Raw genomic sequence first — 20939 nt, 5'->3', positions numbered from 1 at the left:
GGGTGATGAATATATGTTTAAACAATTTAAAATGATTATTGCCGTATTTGCTGTTTTATTTACATTTATCGCAACACTAGGTTTACAAGATGCAAAGGCTGCTACAAAACTAGCTGATGGAAAATATAATATTGCTTTTACTGTATGGAAAGGCGATAAAGATGAATCGTCTAGAATGAATAGTTATTTTGAAAGCCCAGCAACATTAACAGTTAAAAATGGAAAACAATATGTTTCATTTAAAGTGAAAGATAGTGCTTCTATTAAAAGTTTCCAAGTAGAAAAAGATGGTCAATTTGTAGAAACAACCGTGTTAAGTGAAAACAAAAAAGATAATACTAGAGTTGTAGAATTTGAAGTTGCTGACTTGTCAAAAAAACTAAATGGCAAGGTGAAAATTAATATTCCAATTATTAATTATAATGCTTCGTATGATATTCGCTTTGTATTTGATGGGAACAGTATTAAATAATTTTCAAAAGGGAGAGTCGTTCCATTGAACAGGTATACAAAAATTATTGTTGCTATGTTTTTAATGATATTTACACTCGTATCAACATTACAACCACTTGCAGTTCAAGCAGCTACCAAGTTGGCTGACGGTGAATATTCAATTGGCTTCAAAGTTTTAAAAGATACATCAGATGAAGAATCGATGATGAATCAATATTCAGTAAGTCCGGGAACTTTAAAAGTGAAGGATGGGAAAAAGAAAGTATCCTTTACATTAACAAATAGTTCATGGATTACGAAATTTGAAACAGAAAAAGCAGGTAAGCTAGTTGCGACAAATGTAATTAGTGAAGATAAAGAAAAAGATACAAGAGTAGTAGAATTTGATGTAGAAGATGTAGAGAAGGTATTAAATGCAAAAGTAAAAGTAGATATTGATTTTTTAAATTATCATCATGAGTACGACGTTCGTATTGCATTTGATCAAAATAGCATTACACCAATTCATGTAGAAAAACCAAATGAAAAAGAGGACCCAGCTAATAAGCCAGATCCAAATGAGACTACCGATCCAGGTCAGAAGCCCGACCAAAAGCCTGACCCAGATCAACAACCAAATTCTAACACAATTACAGATGGTGCGTACAGCATTCCATTTAAAGTGTTAAAAGATCAAACAGATGAAGAATCTAAGATGAATAGTTACATGGTAAATCCAGGAGTATTAAAAGTAGAAAACGGTAAGAAAAAAGCAATTGTAACACTAAAAAGTAGCTCATTAATTAAAAATTTCCAAACGGAAAAAGATGGCGCATTTGTTGATGCAAAAGTAGTGAGTGAGGATAAGGAAAAAGATACAAGAGTAGTAGAGTTTGAAGTAAACGATTTATCTAAAAAACTAAATACAAAAGTATTTATCGAAATGGCATCAAGAAATTATAAGCAAATGCATGATGTACAACTTTTATTTGAACAAGATAAACTTGAACAAATTAAAAATGAAGAGAAACAACCAGAAGTAGAAAAACCGGAAGCAGAAAAACCAGAAGCAGAAAAACCAGAAGTAGAAAAACCAGATGCTGAAACAATTAAAGATGGTGAATACAGCATCAATTTTAAGGCATTAAAAGATCAAACAGACGAAATTTCAATGATGAACACATATACAAAAAGTCCAGGTGTGCTAAAAGTAAAAGATGGTAAGAAGTATGTATCATTTACGTTAACGAACAGTTCTTGGATTACAAAATTTGAATTTGAGAAAAATAGTTCGTTTGTTGATGCAAATGTAATAAGTGAAGATAAAAAAACTGATACACGCGTAGTGGAAGTAGAAGTACCAGATTTATCGAAAAAGTTAAATGCAAAAGTAAAAGTAGATATCGATTCAATGAATTATCACCATTTTTACGATATTCAATTTGCATTTGATAAAGGTAGCATTAAGCCGTTAGATAACCAAGGTGAAAACACCAACCAAGGTGGAAACACCAACCAAGGTGAAAACACCAACCAAGGTGGAAACACCAACCAAGGTGAAAACACCAACCAAGGTGAAAACACCAACCAAGGTGAAAACAACAACCAAGATAATAACACAACAATTGATCCAAAAGCTCTTAAAGATGGTGAATACAGAATTGGCTTTAAAGTGTTAAAAGATCAAACAGATGAAATCTCAATGATGAACACATACACAAAAAGCCCAGGTGTATTAAAAGTAAAAGATGGTAAGAAATACGTATCGTTTACATTAACAAATAGTACATGGATTACGAAATTTGAATTTGAGAAAAATGGTTCTTTCGTTAATGCAAAAGTGTTAAGTGAAAATAAAGAACAAAATACAAGAGTAGTAGAAGTAAACGATTTGTCTAAAAAATTAAATGCAAAAGTAAAAGTAGATATTGATTCAATGAATTATCACCATGTCTATGATGTTCAATTTGTATTTGATCAAGACAGTATTAAAGCTTTAGGGAACCAAGGCGGAAACGACAACCAAGGCGGAAACGACAACCAAGGTGAAAACGACAACCAAGGTGGAAACAACAACCAAGATGAAAATAATAAACCGAGAGTAATAGTTGATCCGAAAAATTTAGTAGATGGCCAATATGATATTACATTTAAAGTATTAAAAGATAAAACAGATGAGATTTCAAAGATGCATGACTATGTTGTAAATCCAGCGAAATTAATCGTAAAAGATGGTAAAAAATACATTGAGATGACGCTGAAAAATAGTGCGTGGATTACGAAATTCCAAACGGAAAATAAGGAACTATTCGCTGATGCGAAAGTAGTAAGCGAAGATAAAAATGCAAATACGCGAGTAGTACAGTTTGAAGTAGAAGATCTATTTAAAAAATTAAATGCAAAAGTAAAGGTAGACATCGATGAGATGAACTACCATCATTTCTACGATGTACAAATTCAATTTGATACAAATAATATCGGCGCGTTAGGAACTATTAAAGAGGAACCGAAAAATGAACCGAAAAATCCAGTGACTACACCGAAAGTAGATAATGTAAAAACAGTAGGTACTCCTGATTTTAACCGAAATGCAGATGGTCAGAAGAAAAAAGAAGATACAAAAAATGATTCAAAAAAAGAGAAAAACTCAAAAACTGCAGATACAGCACAACTTGGTTTATACATGGTGTTACTGCTAGGTTCACTTGCTTTACTAGTTCGTAAATATAGAGCAGGTAGATTGTAATTTTTGGAGTCTTGATGCATGTTCGCGTGCATCAAGACTTGTTTCATATTGTATGGAAAGGAGTGGTGATTGAGAGTGAAGAAAATTGCAAGTGTACTAATGGCTATCATTTTGTTAATGAGTATAGCCGGGTGCTCATCACCAAAAAAAGAATCAGCAAAGCAGGTAAAGAGTGAAAGTAAAGAGCACGTCGTTGCAACAACAGTGGCTGTTACTGAAATTATGGATGCGTTAGAAGTAGATTTAGTCGGCGTTCCAACAAGTTCTAAAACTTTACCGAAGCGATATAAAGGTTTACCTGAAGTTGGGAATCCAATGAGTCCAGATATGGAAAAGGTAAAGTCATTAAAGCCTTCAGAAGTGTTATCTGTGACAACACTTGAATATGAATTAAAGCCAGTTTTTGATGGTGTGGGTATGAAAGCAAACTTTTTAGATTTAACGAGTTTGAAAAATATGCAAAGTTCTATTAGCGATTTAGGTAAGAAATATGGGCGTGAAAAACAGGCCGAAGCAGTAGTAACTAAATTAGATAAAAAGGTTGCTAGCATTCAAAAAGAAGTAAAAGGAAAGAAAGAACCGACAGTGCTTATTTTATTAGGTGTGCCGGGAAGTTATTTAGTAGCAACAGAGCATTCTTATATTGGAGATTTAGTGAAACAACTAGGTGGTAAAAATATTGTGCAAGGTGAACAAGTAGAATATTTAGCTTCTAATACAGAGTATTTAAAGAAAGCTGATCCAGATATTATTTTACGAGCAGCTCATGGTATGCCTGATGAAGTTGTAAAAATGTTTGATAAAGAATTTAAAACAAATGATATTTGGAAACACTTTGCTGCGGTTAAAAATAACCGTGTTTACGATTTAGAAGAGCGTTTATTTGGAACGACAGGTAATTTAGCAGCAATTGAAGCATTAGATGAATTGAAAAAAATGATGTATCCGTGATGCATTTTAATATAAAGGAAGAGTAGAATGAATAAAAAAACTTGGAGTTTCCTCATTGTTACTGCATTGCTTATTGTTATGACATCATTGTCAGCGATGAAAGGTAGTTTAGAAGTAGGTATTGTTGAACTTGTACAAGGGATATTTACAGGTGGAAATGAAGATGTTGAAGTCATTAAAGATTTACGTTTTCCGCGTATTATTATTGCGTTGTTCACTGGAGCGGCTCTCGCTGTTTCAGGTGTGCTTTTTCAAGCTGTTATGAAAAATCCACTCGCTGATGCTGGGGTAATCGGTATATCTTCAGGAGCAAGTTTTATGACACTCGTTATTATTACGTTGTTCCCGCAATTCTTTTTCTGGACACCTGTATTCGCCTTTTTAGGTGGTGCGCTTGCATGTTATCTCGTTTATTCGTTTTCATGGAAATCAGGATTAAGCCCGCTTCGCATTATTTTAATTGGTATTGCCATTAATGCAATGTTTACTGGATTAAATGAATCATTCGTTACGATTTGTGGATATTTTATTAAGAGTATTAAGCAAACGACGACTTCTAACATAACAATGAAGACGTGGGGCGATGTAGAAATAATGGTGACTTATGGAACGATTGGTCTTATTCTTGCTCTGTTCGTAGGAGCTTGGTGTAACTTATTATCGCTACAAGATAAGACTGCGAAAAACTTAGGCTTGCACGTGACGAGAGTTCGTCTTATTATTTCTGCCATTGCAGTACTCTTAGCGGCAGTATCAACAGCGATTGCAGGTGTTATTGCTTTTGTAGGATTACTAGTTCCGCATATTTCAAGACAATTAGTCGGTTCAGACCATAAAGTATTAATTCCATTTTCTGCTCTTGCAGGGGCGTTATTAATTTTGACGGCAGATACGATTGGAAGGTTAATTGTGCCACCTAACGAAATTCCAGCAGCAACAATTATGGCGGTTATTGGTGGTCCATTCTTAATATTTTTGCTTAGAAAGAGTGATAAAGTTCATGGAAATTAAAAATGTAACCTTTTCATACGATAACGTAACAAATCGTTTAAAGTCTGTTAGTAGTGAAATAGAAATTGGGAAAATTACAACAATCATTGGACCGAATGGATGTGGGAAATCAACATTACTTAGTGTCATGTCTAGAAACCACGCTCCTAGCAGTGGAGAAGTAATACTTGATGGGAAAGCGATTGGTGAATATAAACCGAAAGAGTTTGCTAGAAAGCTAGCGGTTGTCCATCAACAAAATGAGGCTCCAGCAGATATTACAGTGGAAAAGCTAATAAGCTTCGGGCGTATGCCATATAAAAATATATTCTCTCCGCAAACAGATGAAGATAGAGAAGCGATTGAGCGTGCACTAGTATGTACGAATTTACAAAGTAAGCGTGATAAGCCAATTTATGCTTTATCTGGTGGAGAGAGGCAGCGAGTTTGGATCGCGATGACATTAGCTCAAAATACACCAATGCTCTTCTTAGATGAACCGACCACATATTTAGATATTTACTATCAGTTAGAAATATTAGAGTTAGTGAAAGAGTTAAATGAAGTGCATGGACTAACGATTGTAATGGTATTACATGATATTAATCAAGCCATTCGTTATAGCGACCATATTATCGTTATGAAAGATGGAGAAATCATTACGAAAGGTATTCCTAATGATGTAATAACAGAAGAAATGGTTAAAGCAATATATGGTGTAGATGTCATTGTAAAGCAGGATGAAGATACCGGATTGTACATGGTACCTATGGGAATCTAAAGGCTGAGCATAATCCGTTTTGAGGTGATAATTTGAATAGTAAGAAAGGACGGAAAAAGAATTCTTTTTTTCAACGCATACTTACAATTGTGTTTTTAGGAATCTTTTTCTATTCAATTTATGAGTTGGGCGGGATTTTCATGGATTATTATGAAAATCGTAAAGTAATGGCTGAGGCACAACATATTTATAAAAGAAGTCCAATGGAAGAAAAATCAGAAGATGGAGAGGTACGTAAACAGTTTCAGGATCTCCAGAAAATTAATCCAGAGATAGTCGGATGGATTACGATGGATGATACACAAATTAATTATCCAATCGTTCAAGCAAAAGATAATGATTACTATTTATTTCGTAATTATAAAGGTGAAGATATGAGAGCGGGAAGCATTTTTATGGACCATCGTAATGATGTGAAATCTCAAAATCGAAATACGATTTTATATGGCCATCGTATGAAAGACGGTTCTATGTTTGGTAGTTTAAAAAAGATGTTGGATGAAGACTTTTTTATGTCTCATCGTAAATTATATTACGATACATTATTTGAAGGATACGACGTGGAAGTTTTTTCAGTATACACGACAACAACGGACTTTTATTACATTGAAACGGATTTTGAAAATGATGCAGCATATACATCGTTCTTAAAGGAAATTCAAGAAAAATCACTGTACAAAACGGATACGGAATTGACGGCTAATGATGAAATCGTAACACTTTCTACTTGTGATTATGCGCTTGATCCAGAGGCTGGAAGGCTAGTTGTACACGCAAAATTAGTAAAAAGAAATTAAAGAAAAAAGTATAGAATATGAGAAGTGATAGGTAACGCTTCTCATATTCTATACTTTAAAAAAGGACTGTTTTTACTGTGCTGCAGCCATTGGCATACGTACAACTTTTACATCATAGTAAGCAATTTTATTATCAAGAATATATTCTGGCATTCCGCCTTGATGTGAGTGAGCATCTTTAAATGCAGCGCTCTTTGTCCAACCTTGGAAATCTTCTTTTGCATTCCAGCGAGTGCTAATTGTTACTTCATCATAATCAACTGTATTTTGCGTTAAAAGAACTTCTAGACCTAAAAAGCCTGGCATCGTTTCAACTTTACCTACTTTATTAAAACGCTCAATTAATTTATGTCCATTTCCCTTTGTAATTTTAGCTGTATTTGTAACAATAATCATGTTTATTCCTCCTATAAATGTAGCTATATTTTCAAGAACTCATATACATTAAATGATAATGAAAATCATTATCATTGTCAATGATAAATGTGAAATATATAAGTTTTTTTCTATTATTTTGGACAGTGAGATTTTCATTTCAAAACGTAGTAAATATGTGGCGATTAAGTGCGAGAATGAGCTAGTTGTACTAGCAAAGCAATAATATGGTATAGTGAAACGAGGCTGTTTTTTCAGTCTCGTTTTTTAAATGCTTCCTGTAGAGAAAGCATGCAAATGGAAAGGAAGTTATTATATGCGATCAGAAGTAACAGTAAAAATAAAACCGAAATTTATAAAAGAAATTAAAAGTGGATATCCGCTTATTTTAAAAGATGCGATTCAAAATTTAAATGATGTTCAGGAAGAAGGAACAATCATTAAAGTAGTAGATGAGAAGAACAACTTTGTCGGAAAAGGTTATTATGGAAAACAAAATAAAGGATATGGCTGGATTTTAACGAGAAAAGAGAGTGAACAAATTAATCAATCTTTCTTTGAAAGTAAAATCAAATCTGCCTTACATAAACGAAAGCAATTTTACAAATCAAGTGATACGACAGCATTCCGTGTGGTGAATGGTGAAGGTGATGGTCTTGGAGGACTAATTATCGATTATTATGATGGCTACTACGTAGTAAGTTGGTATAGTGAAGGGATTTACACTTTCAGAGATGAGATTATAGCCGCTCTTCAAAAAGTAGCAAACTTTAAAGGTATTTATGAGAAAAAGCGTTTTGATACGAAAGGGAAATACATTGAAGGCGATGATTTCGTAGCAGGAGAGCGCGGTGAGTTCCCGCTTATCGTAAAAGAGAATGGTGTGAACTTCGCTGTTTATTTAAATGACGGAGCGATGGTTGGCGTATTTTTAGATCAACGTAACGTGCGAAAACAAATTCGTGATAAATATGCGAAGGGAAGAACTGTGTTAAATATGTTCTCTTATACAGGTGCTTTCTCTGTATTTGCAGCGCTTGGTGGAGCGAGTAAAACGACGAGTGTCGACCTTGCAAATCGTAGTTTAAGTAAAACGATTGAGCAGTTTAGTGTAAATGAAGTTGATTATGAAGCACAAGATATTATTGTAGAAGATGTATTTCTTTACTTCAAATATGCAGCTAAGAAAAAGATGAAATTTGATATGGTCGTACTTGATCCTCCAAGCTTCGCCCGATCAAAAAAATATACATTTAGTGCAGCGAAAGATTATAAAAACTTATTAAAAGAAACAATTGCCATTACAGAAAATAACGGAATTATCGTTGCTTCTACAAATTGTAGCGCATTCGATATGAAAAAGTTTAAAGGCTTTATCGATACAGCCTTTAAAGAAATGAATGGCAAATATAAAATATTAGAAGAACATTCTTTACCAGAAGATTTCCGTACCATTGATCAATTTAAAGAAGGAGACTATTTAAAAGTAGTTTTCATCGAGAAAATTAAAGGTTAATAAAGAAAAGGAGCTCGAGTTTACTTGAGCTCCTTTTCTTATTGAACGATATTTTGTACTCTACCGACTTGTCCGTCCTGCAATCGCACTTTAATGCCATGCGGATGGGAAGGGGAGTTTGTTAAAATATCTTTTACAATGCCACGTGTTAATTTACCTGTTCGTAGATCTTGTTTTAATACAATATCAACTTCAAGACCGGGTGCGATATTAGAACGTTTTTGTCCGTTCATTTACACACCTGTACGTCTACGTTGGTTGTTTGTCTTTTTCGTTTGTTGATTTTGTAGTTTTTTTGTTTCTTGGCTTTGATTTTTTGCATTTTGACCATTTCCATTTCCTTGCTTTTTCTTAGCAAGTTGTTCACGCATTAAATCAGCTAAGCTTACTTTTTTGTTTTCTGACATGATAAGTCTCCTTTATATAAAGTTAATTATGAACAATCATAGTGAATTTCATCATATCATTGTTAAGGAAGGAAGGGAAGTTGGTTTGAAAATTCATATATTTGTTTCCAGTCTGTAGTAGTTACGATACAATTGAGTTGTTAACGTTTGTAAAAAGGGGATAGACATATGTCACATCATATTTTATTAGTGGAAGATGATATTTCAATTCAAGAGATGGTGGAAAAGTATTTGATAAAAGAGGGCTTTCAAGTAACAATTGCGTCTGATGGAGAAGAAGGCGTGAACACATATTTAAAAGGTTCATTTGATTTGATTATCCTCGACATTATGATGCCGAAGCTAGATGGCTTAGAGGTTGTACGAATCATTCGAGAAAAAAGTGCTGTTCCGGTTTTAATGATGTCGGCAAAAGATACAGATGTTGATAAAGCTGTTGGATTAGGACTTGGAGCAGATGATTACATTTGTAAGCCATTTTCTATGATTGAATTAGCTGCACGTGTAAAGGCAGGTATTCGAAGATCTACGAAATATTCGGCTACAGAAACAACAGAAAAGATGATTCAAATTGGTGATTTAACGATTGATCCAATTAATTTTACTGTAGAAAAAAACGGGAAGCCTCTCAAACTTACTTTAAAAGAATTTGAGATTCTAAAATTGTTTGTAAAGAATCAAAATCGTGTATTTACAAAAGCACAAATATATACACTAATTTGGAACGAAGAGTATTACGGTGACGATAACGTTATTAATGTTCATATGAGAAGGTTGCGTGAGAAAATCGAAAGTGATCCATCTAATCCAGAATATATTAAAACGTTATGGGGTATCGGCTATAAGTTGGAAGTGATGTAATATGGTCAATTTGTTAATAAGTATTATTTTTATATTGTTATGTGTCATTTACATACAATATAAAATGAGAAAAAATAGTAGTAAAAATTTACGATACACATATGAAAAGTTAGAAAATATTGTAAATGTACAAACGGGCGAGAAGTTACTCGTTATGACAGATGATTTAGAATTGCAAAAATTATTAGTGGCAATTAATCAATTATTAGATGCAAAACAGAAAACGAATGCAGATCATGCAAAAGTAGAAATTTCGATGAGAAAAATGCTTTCAAATATTTCACATGATTTAAAGACGCCACTAACAGTTATTCTTGGATATACAGAAATGTTAAATAAGGATAAAACGATGAATAAAGAAGAACAGCAAATATTACTTGAAAAGGTGCATGTGAAAACACTAGAAGTAATGGAACTGATTCATAAGTTTTTTGATTTAGCAAAACTAGAATCTGGTGACAAGGCAATCGAGATGACAAAAGTAAATATGAATGAGGTTTGTCGTGAGAAGATTTTATCTTTTTATGATTTAGTAACATCGAAAGGTTTTCATGTTCATATTGATATACCGGAAAGAAATATATATGCACTTGGAAATGTAGAAGTATTAGGCAGGGTATTGAACAATTTAATATCAAATGCGATTACATATGGAGACGATGGAAAGACACTTGGTATGACGTTAAGAGATGATGAAACAAATGTGTATATAGACGTATGGGATACAGGAAAAGGAATTGATGAATCGCATATTGATAAAGTGTTCGAGCGTATGTACACACTTGAAGATTCAAGAAATAGATTGTACCAAGGGAGCGGTTTAGGGTTAACGATTACGAAAAGGCTTGTGGAAGCGATGGATGGAAAAATTCATCTTTCTAGTAAGCCGTATGAAAAAACAATTTTTACAGTTGCATTAAAAAAGATGCAGTTTTAGCTTGTAGAGAAGTAGATTCTACAAGCTTTTTTTTCAGCGTAAGGAATTTGTAAGAAACGGGTAAGAAAAAAGAGATTTCCGTTGTCTATTATAAAAATATAAAGTAGTGCGAAAGGGGAAAGTGACATGACCTATATATTAAAAACGAATCAGTTAACGAAAGTGTTTAAAGGGAAAGAAGTTATTTCCGGTGTTAACATGCATGTGAAAAAAGGAGAAATTTACGGTTTTTTAGGACCAAACGGTGCTGGTAAAACAACGATTATGAAAATGATTACAAATTTAATAAAACCAACGAGTGGTGATATTGAAATCTTCGGTGAGAAATTAACAGATACATCTTATGAAGTATTAAAAAGAATGGGGACAATTATTGAATACCCAATCTTTTATGATAAATTAACGGCGAAAGAAAACTTAGACCTACATTGTGAATATATGGGTTATTACGATAAAAATGAAATTGACCATGCATTACATTTAGTGAAACTACAAGGGATAGATAATAAAAAAGTAAAAGATTTTTCATTAGGAATGAAACAACGACTCGGTATTGCAAGGGCAATCGTAACAAAGCCAGAATTACTCATTTTAGATGAACCCATTAACGGTTTAGATCCAATTGGTATTAAAGAATTAAGAGACTTATTTAAAATGCTCTGCAAAGAATATGGCATTACATTATTAGTTTCTAGCCATATTTTAGGTGAGATGGAATTAATGGCGGATACAATTGGTGTCATTCAAAATGGAAAACTAATAAAAGAAGTTTCAATGAAGAGTATTAACGGAAAACAAACAGAGTACATTGAAATTACTGTTCCTGATGTGAAGCGTGCAGCTTATATTTTAGAAGATAAACTTGGTATAAAAAACTACAAAATAATGAGTGGAAACATGATTCGGGTTTATGAAGTGGCGGTGACACAGCAAGCCATTTCCAAAGCACTTATTATGAACGATGTGGAAATTGAAAGTATTAATAAGAAACATAGTTCCTTAGAAGAATATTTCTTAAATGTAATGGATGGAGAAGGTATTCATGCTTAATGGACTGTGGCTGAACCTGGTAAGTGGATTTATCGTAATGCTAGTAAGTGGAATTTTATATTATAGAAAACCAGAGCGGAAATGGTTGTTAATCCTACTAGTGATAGGAATGTTAAGCTTCGTTACTGCTGGAATTAGAATGTTAGCAGCGTAGAGACAGGTATATAAAGAATGGAGGCGTGGTTTATATGTTTAAATTAATGAAGCTCGAATGGAAGAAACATCAATTATCTAGTTACTTTAAAAGTGTAGCAATTTGTATTATAGCAATTTTCGCTGCAGTAAGCCTTATGGCATGGGGAATGAAAGCCGAGGGAGACGTGCTCTTCTTTGACTTCACACAGAACATGGCTTTAGTAAATATTTTTATTAGGATAACATTCATTATTTTTAGTTCAGTCATTTTATCACGTTTAGTAATTGATGAGTATAAGAACAAAACGATACAACTATCATTTATGTATCCGCTACAAAGGAAAATGCTAATGAGTGCGAAATTAACAATTGTTTTCTGTTTTTGTTTTGTGAGCACGATTATCGCGACTTTCATTATTAGCTTGCTCGTATATTTTGTGAGTCCAATGATGGGACTGATTGAAACACCTGCTACGATAGGTGAAATAATAGCTATCGTTCCAGGTACTATTATAAGTGCATTTATGATATCTGGTATAAGTTTAATTCCTTTATTTTTTGGAATGAGAAAGAAATCGACACCGACAACGATTACTTCAGCAGTAATAATTGGCTTGCTGATTAGTGGTAACTATGGTCCTGGAAACGGTCAAGTAAGTATGTTTGATTTTATAGCTATCCCAATCGTGCTCTGTTTATTAGGAATTTTCATTAGTTATCTATCGTTTCGTAAAATCGACAAGATCGATGTGGCGTGAAGCAAGCCTAAAACAACAACGAACTGGGGTATGACTGGTGAAAAAAATAATAGTAATTGCAATATTATTCATTACAATTGCTAGTGTAGTTTTTGGTATTAAGGTGTTTCAGGGGAAAGATTTTAAGAAAGAAAAGTCTTTTGAGATAAATAATATAAAAGAAATAGAAGTAGACAATGAAAACTGGGATATTGAATTGAAAAGTACAGATGCTAATAAAATAGTAATTTCCGCTCAAGGTGAACAAGCAGATAAAGAGATAGATCCCGTCAAAATAGAAAATGATGAAAATAAAATTATGGTTAAGCAAAAACAAGAGGCGAACAAATTTTTTAATGGTTTTACGTTTAGGAAGAAGAATAGTATATGTATAGCTATTCCGAAGAAAGAGATAGATAAAATTATAGTAAATAATAAATCGGGTGATGTGAAAATAAGAGATCTAGTAGTAAAAAGTATCATGACGAAAGGCAAATCTGGGGATGGAATGATTGTAGGACTATCAGCCGAGAAAGGTGAATTCATATCGCAAAGTGGAGAGTTAGTTGTAAAAGATAGTTCAGTACAAGAATTAAATATAAAGTCTACGACTGGTGATAACTATATAACAAATGTAAGTAACTCAAATATGAACATCACTTCAACATCTGGGGAAGTATTGCTGAAAGATATGACAGAAGGAAAATCATTATTTATAGAAACAAAATCAGGGGATATTGGCGTACGGTATAAAGGTGTCCCGGCATCATTGAAGCTTATGGCTAAAAGTAATTCGGCTGACGTAATAGTAGATTTAAAAGGACTTAAGAAAGATAAAAATACAGAAAAAATAAAAGTAGGAACGATTGGTGATGCAAAAAATGAAGCGAAGATTTTAAGTGAAACAGGAGTCATTTATATTGATTAAATCTTAGGAGGAAGGAGGACACTATCATGCTACATTTAATGAAGCTAGAATTGAAAAAGTTTAAGCTTGGTTGGTACGTGAAGAGAGCAATTATTGCAAATATTGTTATACTGGCATTAATGATCTTTGTGAGCATCATCGCTCAAGTAGAAGGTGATGCAGAAATAAGGAATCCAGAGACGATATTGTTAATGGCTAGCGCAATAGTAAGAGCAACGTTTATTATTTTTGGTAGTGTATTAATCGCAAGGCTAATAATTGGTGAATATAAAAATAAAACAATACTACTTATGTTTTCTTATCCTATTAACCGAAAGAAAATGATGGCTAGTAAGTTGGCTATTACAGCGATAGTAACATTTATAACAGTTATTGTATCTAACATTTTAGTAGTAGGAATTTTCTTTGGGATAGATAGTTATTTTTCGATTCTTCCTAATTCATTCACAGTAGATCAATTGATGCAAGAAGGAATAAAACTAGTTCCTTTAGCCATTGCAACTGCGGGAATGAGTTTAATCCCATTATATTTCGGAATGCGTAAACGTTCCGTGCCAACTACAATTGTTTCATCTCTTATCGTTGTCTCAATTGCAATGAATAGCAACCCATCGTTTTCTACAGCAACTTTTCTTCCTCTTCAACTAGCATTGGCAGCAATTGGAGTTGTGATTGCGTATTACGGCATTAAAAATATAGAGAAGGAAGATATAGCAGTATGATAAGAATACGTAAAAGGAGTTGGTGTTATACTAACTCCTTTTTTGTATATATATGCTTCGTTACTACTCTGTAAATTTAGAGTGTTTACTTAAATAATCTTGTACTCCTGGAGAAATGTTAAAGTTATTTGGACTTTTATATTCGATAGTAAACTCTCCGTCAGTACTTGTTTTAAAGGAGATCGCATAGCTATTCATTTTAGCATCGTAAGAAGTATTTTTGACTACCGCATCTAAATCGAAGTATTTTGTAATATATTCTTTTGATTCCGTAATTGCTACTTGTTTTCCCCAAGGGGTACCATAATAGGTGAAATAAAGAGATACACTAATAACTCCAATAAGAGAAGTTAGTAAAATAGTTCCCATAGCTATTTTTTTATTTTTTGTATTCAATTTGGTTACTCCTCTTCGTAATATGTATTCATTTTAACCTATCTTTTCCATAAAACAACCATTAAGAAAAAATAGTTTCACATGAAACAAGTTACAGAAAAAGACAAGATATGTAAACATCTTGTCTTTTTTGTCGTTACATTTTAGGAGCTTCCATTCCAGCCGCAGCCCATTCTTCTTTTGCGGGGCCATATACGCCAGGAACTGTTAAGCCAGCTTGTCGCATTAAAACCGTCATTTGTCCGCGGTGGTGATTTTGATGATTAATGAGTGTCATTAAAAATATAGAATTCGGCATAGGACGACCAAAGAAGTCATTAATAGTAGCTAAGTCTTTATCAGTCCATTTACTTTGAAGTGTTTCAACAAAAGCCGCGTTTACTTTACGGTATTCATCTGCAATTGTTTTTGCAGAAGTTGGAACAGGATAATCTTTCGATTCTCCTTCAAACTTTAGCCCTGTGCCAGATAGTATAACAGGAATTGCCGTCACGATATGCCAAGCAACTCTTCCTAAAGTCCAATGTTCAGGTGCAATTTCTTGTGATAAAGATGCATCGGTTAATGAATCAAGCATTTTCTGAGTAGACTCTGCTTCGTATGTCCATGATTGCAAGAAGCCGTCAATGGTTTGGTACATAGTTATCCCTCCTATTTTTGTTCATAGATTAAATTCGTGAGAGATAATATAATCCCTGTTCCACAAGAAATAATTAATTAAGCATTGCTACAATATGAAAACAATTGGAAAATATTTGTAAAAGTGTCAGGAAACGAATGTGCTCATTCGTATATATAATGAATAAAGAATGGGATAAAGAGTGGTGATAAGGGTGAAGGATATAGAAATAGTAGAAGGTCTTCGAAAACAAGATATGTTAGCATTACATACAGCAATTGATCGATATGGAGATTTAATTTATAAGGTAGTTCATAGTATTTTAGATACGGCACAGAGTAAGGTGTTAACGGTTGTATGTGTTTTTTATGGATCGTTATTATAATGAAGTTGATTTAAAAGTATGTGTATGGAATGAAGTAGCTTATATGAAAACAATATTAGACCGTAAAGGTGGAAGTGAGTTTCTGCATATAAAGTATAAAAATGATAAAGAATACGTATTATTGGGAAATGCTGATGATTACAGAGAGTTATTTCAAATAGTAGGTAGGTTGAAAATAGCGAATGGAATAGAATTGAGATTACAAGATAAGAAATTAAAGAGAAAGTTAACTTTAAAACGAAGTGTGCTCAATATAATCATGTATTCACTTGTTATATATATTATGTACAAAGCCTATATTAATTTTATGCCATAATAGGAAAAGACGGCTTCACATATATGAAGCCGTCTTTTAATTAACTTTCTTCCCACTCTTCCTCATCAACCATAAGAAATAAGGTGCTCCAAGTACAGCAACGACAAGACCAGAAGGAATTTCTTTCGGATATGCGATTGTACGTCCAAGTAAGTCAGCAACAGAAAGAAGGATTGCTCCAAATAGTGCTGAACAAACGAATAGTCTTTGATGATTCATACCAACAACAATTCTTGCTAAGTGAGGTGCGACAAGGCCTAAAAAGGCAATTGTACCGACAGCAGCGATATTTACTGATGCAAGTAGTGTCGCTAGCACAATTAGAGCAAGACGTGTCTTATTTACTGGTTGCCCAAGTCCAGTTGCTAAATCGTCTCCAAGTACGAGAACGTCAAGTTGTTTTATTAAGAAAAAGATAATGAATACAAGAATTAGAGATGGATATAGAATGATATTTTCTAAGTGATTCCATCCTCTTGCATACGTACTGCCAGATAACCATGTTAAAGCAGCGGCAACATTCAAATTGGCTCTAACGATAAAGATTTGAATAATTGCTGAGCCAAGCGCAGAAATACCAATCCCTATTAAAGCGAGAGCTGTTGGACTAAATCCTGATTTCCATGAAAAGAAGAGGACAATTCCTACTGCAAGTAGTCCTCCGATAAATGCACCAATTGGTAGAAAGAAACCAGGAAGTGCAGGAAAGACATACATAATAGTTAAAGCACCAACACCAGCTCCCGATGAAATACCAATAATAGAAGGATCGGCAAGTGGATTTCGTAATATACCTTGGAAAACAAGCCCACTTATTGCAAGGCATGCGCCAGCAATAGCAGCAACGAGCATTCTTGGTAAACGAAGATTCATCATCATATTTTTATCAAATTGTGTTAATTGACCTGATATAACATTTATAATGCTTTCGATATAAGCGTTACTACCGATTGTAACACCAAGAGCAATCGTCACAATACAAAGTGTGATAGATATAATGATTACCTTTTTATAAGAGTAATAGCGGGAACTAGCTCCAGCTGCATTCGCACCGTTATCATTCATATATTGTTTCGACTTCATCATTCGATACACTAAGTAAATAAGCCAAGGAGATCCAATCATTGCTGTGACTGCCCCAACAGGAAGTTCTGCACCGGTTGGATCTATTAATCTACCGACAACATCTGCTCCAAGCAATAATACTGCCCCCCATAAGAAAGAAGAGAGAAGAAGAGTAAAGTGTTGACGGTATCCGATAAGGCGCATTAAATGAGGTGCAACTAAGCCGACAAAGCCAATTGGTCCAACAACAGTAACAATTACTGCTGTTAAAAAGATTGCAGCAATGAAGGCGATAAGACGTGTTACTGCTGTTTTTTCACCAAGAGAAATAGCAACATCATCACCAAGTAAGAGAATGTTGAGTTTACGAGACATAAATAGTAAAACTAGGAAAGAAATAATGATAAATGGAAAAGCAAATTGAACGCCATCCCAGTTATTTTGAATAAGAGAGCCAGCTCCCCATAAAAATAAACCAGCTGTTTCATTTTCATAGAAAAGCTGCATCGTTCCGGTAAAGGCAGAGAGCATTAATGTAACGACCATACCAGCTAATGCCATTCTAAGTGGGGTTCCCTTTTTTCCACCAGAAATACGGTATACAAATAAAGCAGTAATAGCACCGCCGATAAATGTGAACAGAAGAGAATTAATTTGTAAACCTTTCGGTAAGAAAATTGTAGCCGCTACTAGAAAGAAATATGCGCCAGAGTGAATACCCATTGTACTGGATTCAGCAAGTGGATTTTTCGTTAACGTTTGTAAAATAACCCCTGATGCAGCAAGAGCGCCTCCAGCTAAAATGGCAATTACAGCTCTAGGTAATCGAAGCATGATTAAAGTTTGATGTTCTAGCGATTGGTTCGGTGAGATAAGAGCATCAATAATCATACTATAGGAAATGTTTGCTTGACCTTGTCCGATATGAATAAAGAAAAGGAGGAGCAAGAGAGCTGCTCCTCCTCCGAATACAAGACTTGCTCGAAGTGTATGTTTTAGGCTATTCATCGTGTAATCACTTCTTCGCTGTCATTACATCTGCTACTTGTGTTGCTAAAGATGTTGCAGATTCAGGACCACCGAAAATCCAAGTGTCGCCTTTTAATTTATACATTTTGTTTTCTTTTTTGAACTTTAATTCTTCCCAAGCAGGGTTGCCTTTTAGTTGCGTGTCAAAAATGTTATCTTCATCCGCTACAATGTAAATGAAGTTTGAATCTTGTACACTTTGTAATGATTCTACAGTTGTTTGTTTGAAACCATCTGGCTCAGATTTTCCTGCTTCAAAAGTATTTGTTAAACCTAATTTTTTTGTAACTTGTAAAGCTAAAGAATTGTCAGTTAAGATACGGAATGTTGGTACGTTTTTAGCAGTAAATGCTTGTGCCATTGCGATGTTTTTATCTTTTAAGTCTGCTTTCTCAATTTTTGCTTTTGCATCAGCGAATGCTTTATCCATATCAGCTAATACTTTTTTACCTTCTTCTTCTTTTCCAACTGCTTTTGCAATTTGTTTAAATGTTTCTGTCATTTCAGCAAAGTGATCGTTATTACTTGTTGATGGATCAAACATAACTGTTGGTGCAATTTGCTCTAATTCATTTTTAATTGCTTTACCACGGAATGAAGCTGTGATAATTAAGTCTGGCTTTAAACGGCTAATTTCTTCTAAGTTTGGTTGTTGACGTGTCCCTACATCTACAACATCTTTACTCGGTTTTGTTTTTGTATTTACCCATTTATTATAATTCTTAATGTCTGCCATCCCTACTGGCTGAACACCAAGTGCTAATAAGTCTTCAGAATATACCCACTCAAGTACAACTACTTTTTTTGCTGGTTTATCTAACTTCGTTTCCCCTTCAGCGTGTTTAATTGTTATAGCTTGATTTTTATTGTCCGCTTTTGTTTCTTTTTTCTCCTCTTTTTGCTGTCCGCATCCAACAGCGAATAGAAGAACTACTATGAAAATACTGAGAATTTTCTTCATCTTCTGCCCCCAAATTAAGTGTTTTTTGTAACTAGTACCATAAGTGAAAATGGTTATCAATTACAACACCCAAATCATACTATGAGGGTATTTTAAGTGTCAATATATTTTTAAAATTTTGACGAAAAATAACGAATTATACGGATTTTTATATATTATAGTCGCTATTTATGAAGAATAAGCCTCTTTACTAAAAATATTGGCGAATGTGGAAAGTTTAAATGGGAAAGTGGCTGTGTACGATAGTGTAATGTGTATTGTTAATAGTCTGTGGAGATAAGGCGAAAGTACAAGCAAAAGGAGAGTGAATCGCATGTAATAATTACTAGAATGTATGGAGGAAATCTGTGTTTTATCCCCGACTAGGCAAAGTATTTCTTTGTTATTTAGATAGGTGTTTTTTAAGTCGGTGATTGCGCTAAAAAGATCGAATGTAAAGGAAGTGATCAACATGTCTTCATGGAGCAATAACGTAAATGGATATTGTGGGTGTAATAATCAAAATGGTGTACATGTTGATTCATGCTGTTTTAGTTGCGATGGGACAGTTCCTAAGGTTGGTCCAACCGGTCCGACGGGGGCAACAGGAGCAACAGGCCCAACGGGGGCGACAGGAGTAACAGGCGACACAGGGGCAACGGGAGCGACAGGAATAACAGGGGCAACGGGAGCGACAGGAATAACAGGAGCAACAGGCCCAACGGGAGCGACAGGAATAACAGGGGCAACGGGACCAACAGGAGCGACAGGAATAACAGGGGCAACGGGACCAACAGGAGCGACAGGAATAACAGGAGCAACAGGAGCAACGGGTTCAACGGGGGCGACAGGGGTAACAGGCGACACAGGCCCAACAGGAGCAACAGGCCCAACAGGAATAACAGGGGCAACAGGAATAACAGGGGCAACGGGTCCAACGGGGGCGACAGGAGTAACGGGAGCAACGGGTCCAACGGGAGCGACAGGAATAACAGGAGCAACAGGTTCAACAGGGGCAACGGGAGCAACGGGAGCAACAGGTCCAACGGGAGCGACAGGAATAACAGGAGCAACAGGAATAACAGGGGCAACGGGTCCAACGGGAGCGACAGGAATAACAGGAGCAACGGGTTCAACAGGTCCAACGGGAGCGACAGGAATAACAGGAGCAACAGGTCCAACGGGAGCGACAGGAATAACAGGAGCAACAGGTCCAACGGGAGCGACAGGAATAACAGGAGCAACAGGCTCAACCGGGGCTACAGGTACAAGTATCACGGCGACATATGCATTTGCAAATAATACGTCGGGAACAGCGATATCGGTAGTTCTTGGTGGAACGAATGTCCCGCTTCCGAATAATCAAAATATCGGTCCAGGTATTACGGTTTCCGGGGGAAATACAGTATTTACGGTTGCAAATGCTGGAAATTATTATATTTCATATTCGATTAATATAACAGCTTCATTATTGGTCAGTTCACGAATTACAATTAATGGAGCACCACTTGCTGGGACGATAAATTCTCCTGCTGTCGCAACCACATCATTTAGCGCAACAATCATTACAACTCTTGCAGCAGGAGATGCTATTAGCTTACAATTATTTGGTTTGTTAGCTGTCGCAACATTATCAACAACTACTCCAGGAGCAGTGTTAACGATAATAAGATTAAGTTAAACTATAACTCTCGTACTCTTTTAAGATTAAGAGAGTTTCTACATATAATAAGAAGTTAATGAAGTAAAGCATAGTTATGTAAAAGTCAGAATATTATGATTGTAACGTTATGGTGACTATAATATAATGAAAATAACCATCAT

General features: G+C 34.7%; 23 protein-coding genes and 1 pseudogene. 17 read left to right on the top strand and 7 right to left on the bottom strand.

What is annotated here, in order from left to right:
- Window positions 1-13 precede the first annotated feature (13 nt).
- The 6 genes from DN399_RS22325 to srtB all read left to right on the top strand — a co-directional run bounded on the left by DN399_RS22325 (window position 14) and on the right by srtB (window position 6697).
- The gene (locus DN399_RS22325; RefSeq protein WP_000476164.1) at window positions 14-472 is read left to right on the top strand and encodes an NEAT domain-containing protein; all 459 of its coding nucleotides are present in this window, start codon (window positions 14-16) and stop codon (window positions 470-472) included.
- A gap of 24 nt (window positions 473-496) precedes the next feature.
- A complete protein-coding gene (locus tag DN399_RS22320; protein ID WP_149149938.1) occupies window positions 497-3178 on the top strand; it encodes an NEAT domain-containing protein in 2682 nt (893 codons plus the stop codon).
- A 69-nt stretch (window positions 3179-3247) separates the two neighbouring features.
- Entirely contained in the window at window positions 3248-4129 is an 882-nt protein-coding gene (gene isdE, locus DN399_RS22315; RefSeq protein ID WP_016110770.1) for a heme ABC transporter substrate-binding protein IsdE, read from the top strand.
- Window positions 4130-4156: 27 nt separating this feature from the next.
- Window positions 4157-5140, top strand: a complete 984-nt coding sequence (locus tag DN399_RS22310) for a FecCD family ABC transporter permease (protein ID WP_001036848.1) — start codon at window positions 4157-4159, stop codon at window positions 5138-5140.
- Window positions 5130-5900, top strand: coding sequence for an ABC transporter ATP-binding protein (locus tag DN399_RS22305; RefSeq protein ID WP_000403758.1), 771 nt, complete (start codon window positions 5130-5132; stop codon window positions 5898-5900). The genes DN399_RS22310 and DN399_RS22305 overlap by 11 nt, the downstream gene beginning before the upstream one ends.
- 32 nt (window positions 5901-5932) lie before the next feature.
- Window positions 5933-6697 carry a class B sortase gene (gene srtB / locus DN399_RS22300; RefSeq protein WP_001086120.1) on the top strand — a complete coding sequence of 255 codons (765 nt, stop codon included), beginning with the start codon at window positions 5933-5935 and terminating at the stop codon, window positions 6695-6697.
- 72 nt (window positions 6698-6769) lie between these two features.
- Here srtB and isdG read toward each other — a convergent pair whose 3' ends face one another.
- Window positions 6770-7093, bottom strand: coding sequence for a heme oxygenase (gene isdG, locus DN399_RS22295; RefSeq protein WP_000587818.1), 324 nt, complete (start codon window positions 7091-7093; stop codon window positions 6770-6772).
- Between the two features lie 295 nt (window positions 7094-7388).
- Here isdG and DN399_RS22290 point away from each other — a divergent pair, with 295 nt between their 5' ends.
- The gene (locus DN399_RS22290; protein ID WP_006916399.1) at window positions 7389-8588 is read left to right on the top strand and encodes a class I SAM-dependent rRNA methyltransferase; all 1200 of its coding nucleotides are present in this window, start codon (window positions 7389-7391) and stop codon (window positions 8586-8588) included.
- Between the two features lie 38 nt (window positions 8589-8626).
- Here DN399_RS22290 and DN399_RS22285 read toward each other — a convergent pair whose 3' ends face one another.
- Both DN399_RS22285 and DN399_RS28175 read right to left on the bottom strand, forming a co-directional pair.
- Entirely contained in the window at window positions 8627-8821 is a 195-nt protein-coding gene (locus tag DN399_RS22285) for a YwbE family protein (RefSeq protein ID WP_149149937.1), read from the bottom strand.
- Window positions 8822-8995: a hypothetical protein gene (locus tag DN399_RS28175; protein ID WP_001293578.1), complete on the bottom strand. Its 174-nt coding sequence runs from the start codon at window positions 8993-8995 to the stop codon at window positions 8822-8824.
- A 168-nt stretch (window positions 8996-9163) separates the two neighbouring features.
- Here DN399_RS28175 and DN399_RS22280 point away from each other — a divergent pair, with 168 nt between their 5' ends.
- The 7 genes from DN399_RS22280 to DN399_RS22255 all read left to right on the top strand — a co-directional run bounded on the left by DN399_RS22280 (window position 9164) and on the right by DN399_RS22255 (window position 14365).
- Complete coding sequence (locus DN399_RS22280; RefSeq protein WP_149149936.1) at window positions 9164-9856, top strand: response regulator transcription factor; 693 nt, start codon at window positions 9164-9166, stop codon at window positions 9854-9856.
- Window position 9857: 1 nt separating this feature from the next.
- Window positions 9858-10793, top strand: a complete 936-nt coding sequence (locus DN399_RS22275) for a HAMP domain-containing histidine kinase (RefSeq protein ID WP_016125943.1) — start codon at window positions 9858-9860, stop codon at window positions 10791-10793.
- 126 nt (window positions 10794-10919) lie between these two features.
- Window positions 10920-11843, top strand: coding sequence for an ABC transporter ATP-binding protein (locus DN399_RS22270; RefSeq protein ID WP_017674010.1), 924 nt, complete (start codon window positions 10920-10922; stop codon window positions 11841-11843).
- A complete protein-coding gene (locus DN399_RS28170; RefSeq protein ID WP_000931817.1) occupies window positions 11836-11997 on the top strand; it encodes a hypothetical protein in 162 nt (53 codons plus the stop codon). Before DN399_RS22270 ends, DN399_RS28170 begins: the two co-directional genes overlap by 8 nt.
- A 34-nt stretch (window positions 11998-12031) precedes the next feature.
- Window positions 12032-12736, top strand: a complete 705-nt coding sequence (locus DN399_RS22265; RefSeq protein WP_000475549.1) for an ABC transporter permease — start codon at window positions 12032-12034, stop codon at window positions 12734-12736.
- A 37-nt stretch (window positions 12737-12773) separates the two neighbouring features.
- The gene (locus DN399_RS22260) at window positions 12774-13643 is read left to right on the top strand and encodes a DUF4097 family beta strand repeat-containing protein (RefSeq protein ID WP_086389530.1); all 870 of its coding nucleotides are present in this window, start codon (window positions 12774-12776) and stop codon (window positions 13641-13643) included.
- A 26-nt stretch (window positions 13644-13669) separates the two neighbouring features.
- The gene (locus tag DN399_RS22255) at window positions 13670-14365 is read left to right on the top strand and encodes an ABC transporter permease (RefSeq protein WP_016125945.1); all 696 of its coding nucleotides are present in this window, start codon (window positions 13670-13672) and stop codon (window positions 14363-14365) included.
- A 63-nt stretch (window positions 14366-14428) separates the two neighbouring features.
- On the opposite strand, the gene DN399_RS22250 is transcribed toward DN399_RS22255, so the two are convergent.
- Window positions 14429-14761: a YfjL-like protein gene (locus DN399_RS22250; protein ID WP_001093303.1), complete on the bottom strand. Its 333-nt coding sequence runs from the start codon at window positions 14759-14761 to the stop codon at window positions 14429-14431.
- 136 nt (window positions 14762-14897) lie between these two features.
- Window positions 14898-15401 carry a DinB family protein gene (locus DN399_RS22245; RefSeq protein WP_000284950.1) on the bottom strand — a complete coding sequence of 168 codons (504 nt, stop codon included), beginning with the start codon at window positions 15399-15401 and terminating at the stop codon, window positions 14898-14900.
- A gap of 193 nt (window positions 15402-15594) precedes the next feature.
- On the opposite strand from DN399_RS22245, the gene DN399_RS22240 reads away from it, so the two are divergent.
- Together DN399_RS22240 and DN399_RS22235 are read left to right on the top strand one after the other, a co-directional pair.
- Window positions 15595-15765 carry a hypothetical protein gene (locus DN399_RS22240; RefSeq protein ID WP_002026384.1) on the top strand — a complete coding sequence of 57 codons (171 nt, stop codon included), beginning with the start codon at window positions 15595-15597 and terminating at the stop codon, window positions 15763-15765.
- A pseudogene (locus DN399_RS22235) lies at window positions 15731-16081 on the top strand (hypothetical protein); the annotation flags it as partial. The gene DN399_RS22240 and the pseudogene DN399_RS22235, both read left to right, overlap by 35 nt.
- A gap of 36 nt (window positions 16082-16117) precedes the next feature.
- On the opposite strand, the gene fhuB reads toward DN399_RS22235, so the two are convergent.
- Window positions 16118-18154: a Fe(3+)-hydroxamate ABC transporter permease FhuB gene (gene fhuB, locus DN399_RS22230; RefSeq protein WP_017674014.1), complete on the bottom strand. Its 2037-nt coding sequence runs from the start codon at window positions 18152-18154 to the stop codon at window positions 16118-16120.
- Between the two features lie 7 nt (window positions 18155-18161).
- Entirely contained in the window at window positions 18162-19136 is a 975-nt protein-coding gene (locus tag DN399_RS22225; RefSeq protein ID WP_000722821.1) for an ABC transporter substrate-binding protein, read from the bottom strand.
- Between the two features lie 451 nt (window positions 19137-19587).
- On the opposite strand from DN399_RS22225, the gene DN399_RS22220 reads away from it, so the two are divergent.
- Complete coding sequence (locus DN399_RS22220; RefSeq protein WP_149149935.1) at window positions 19588-20796, top strand: collagen-like protein; 1209 nt, start codon at window positions 19588-19590, stop codon at window positions 20794-20796.
- The last annotated feature ends 143 nt before the right edge of the window (window positions 20797-20939 follow it).

This window comes from Bacillus sp. AR4-2 (genome assembly GCF_008274865.1).
In the GTDB taxonomy this organism is placed as follows: domain Bacteria; phylum Bacillota; class Bacilli; order Bacillales; family Bacillaceae_G; genus Bacillus_A; species Bacillus_A cereus.
Note: the sequence above shows the minus strand (reverse complement) of the source record. Positions and strands in the feature narration are given on the sequence as shown.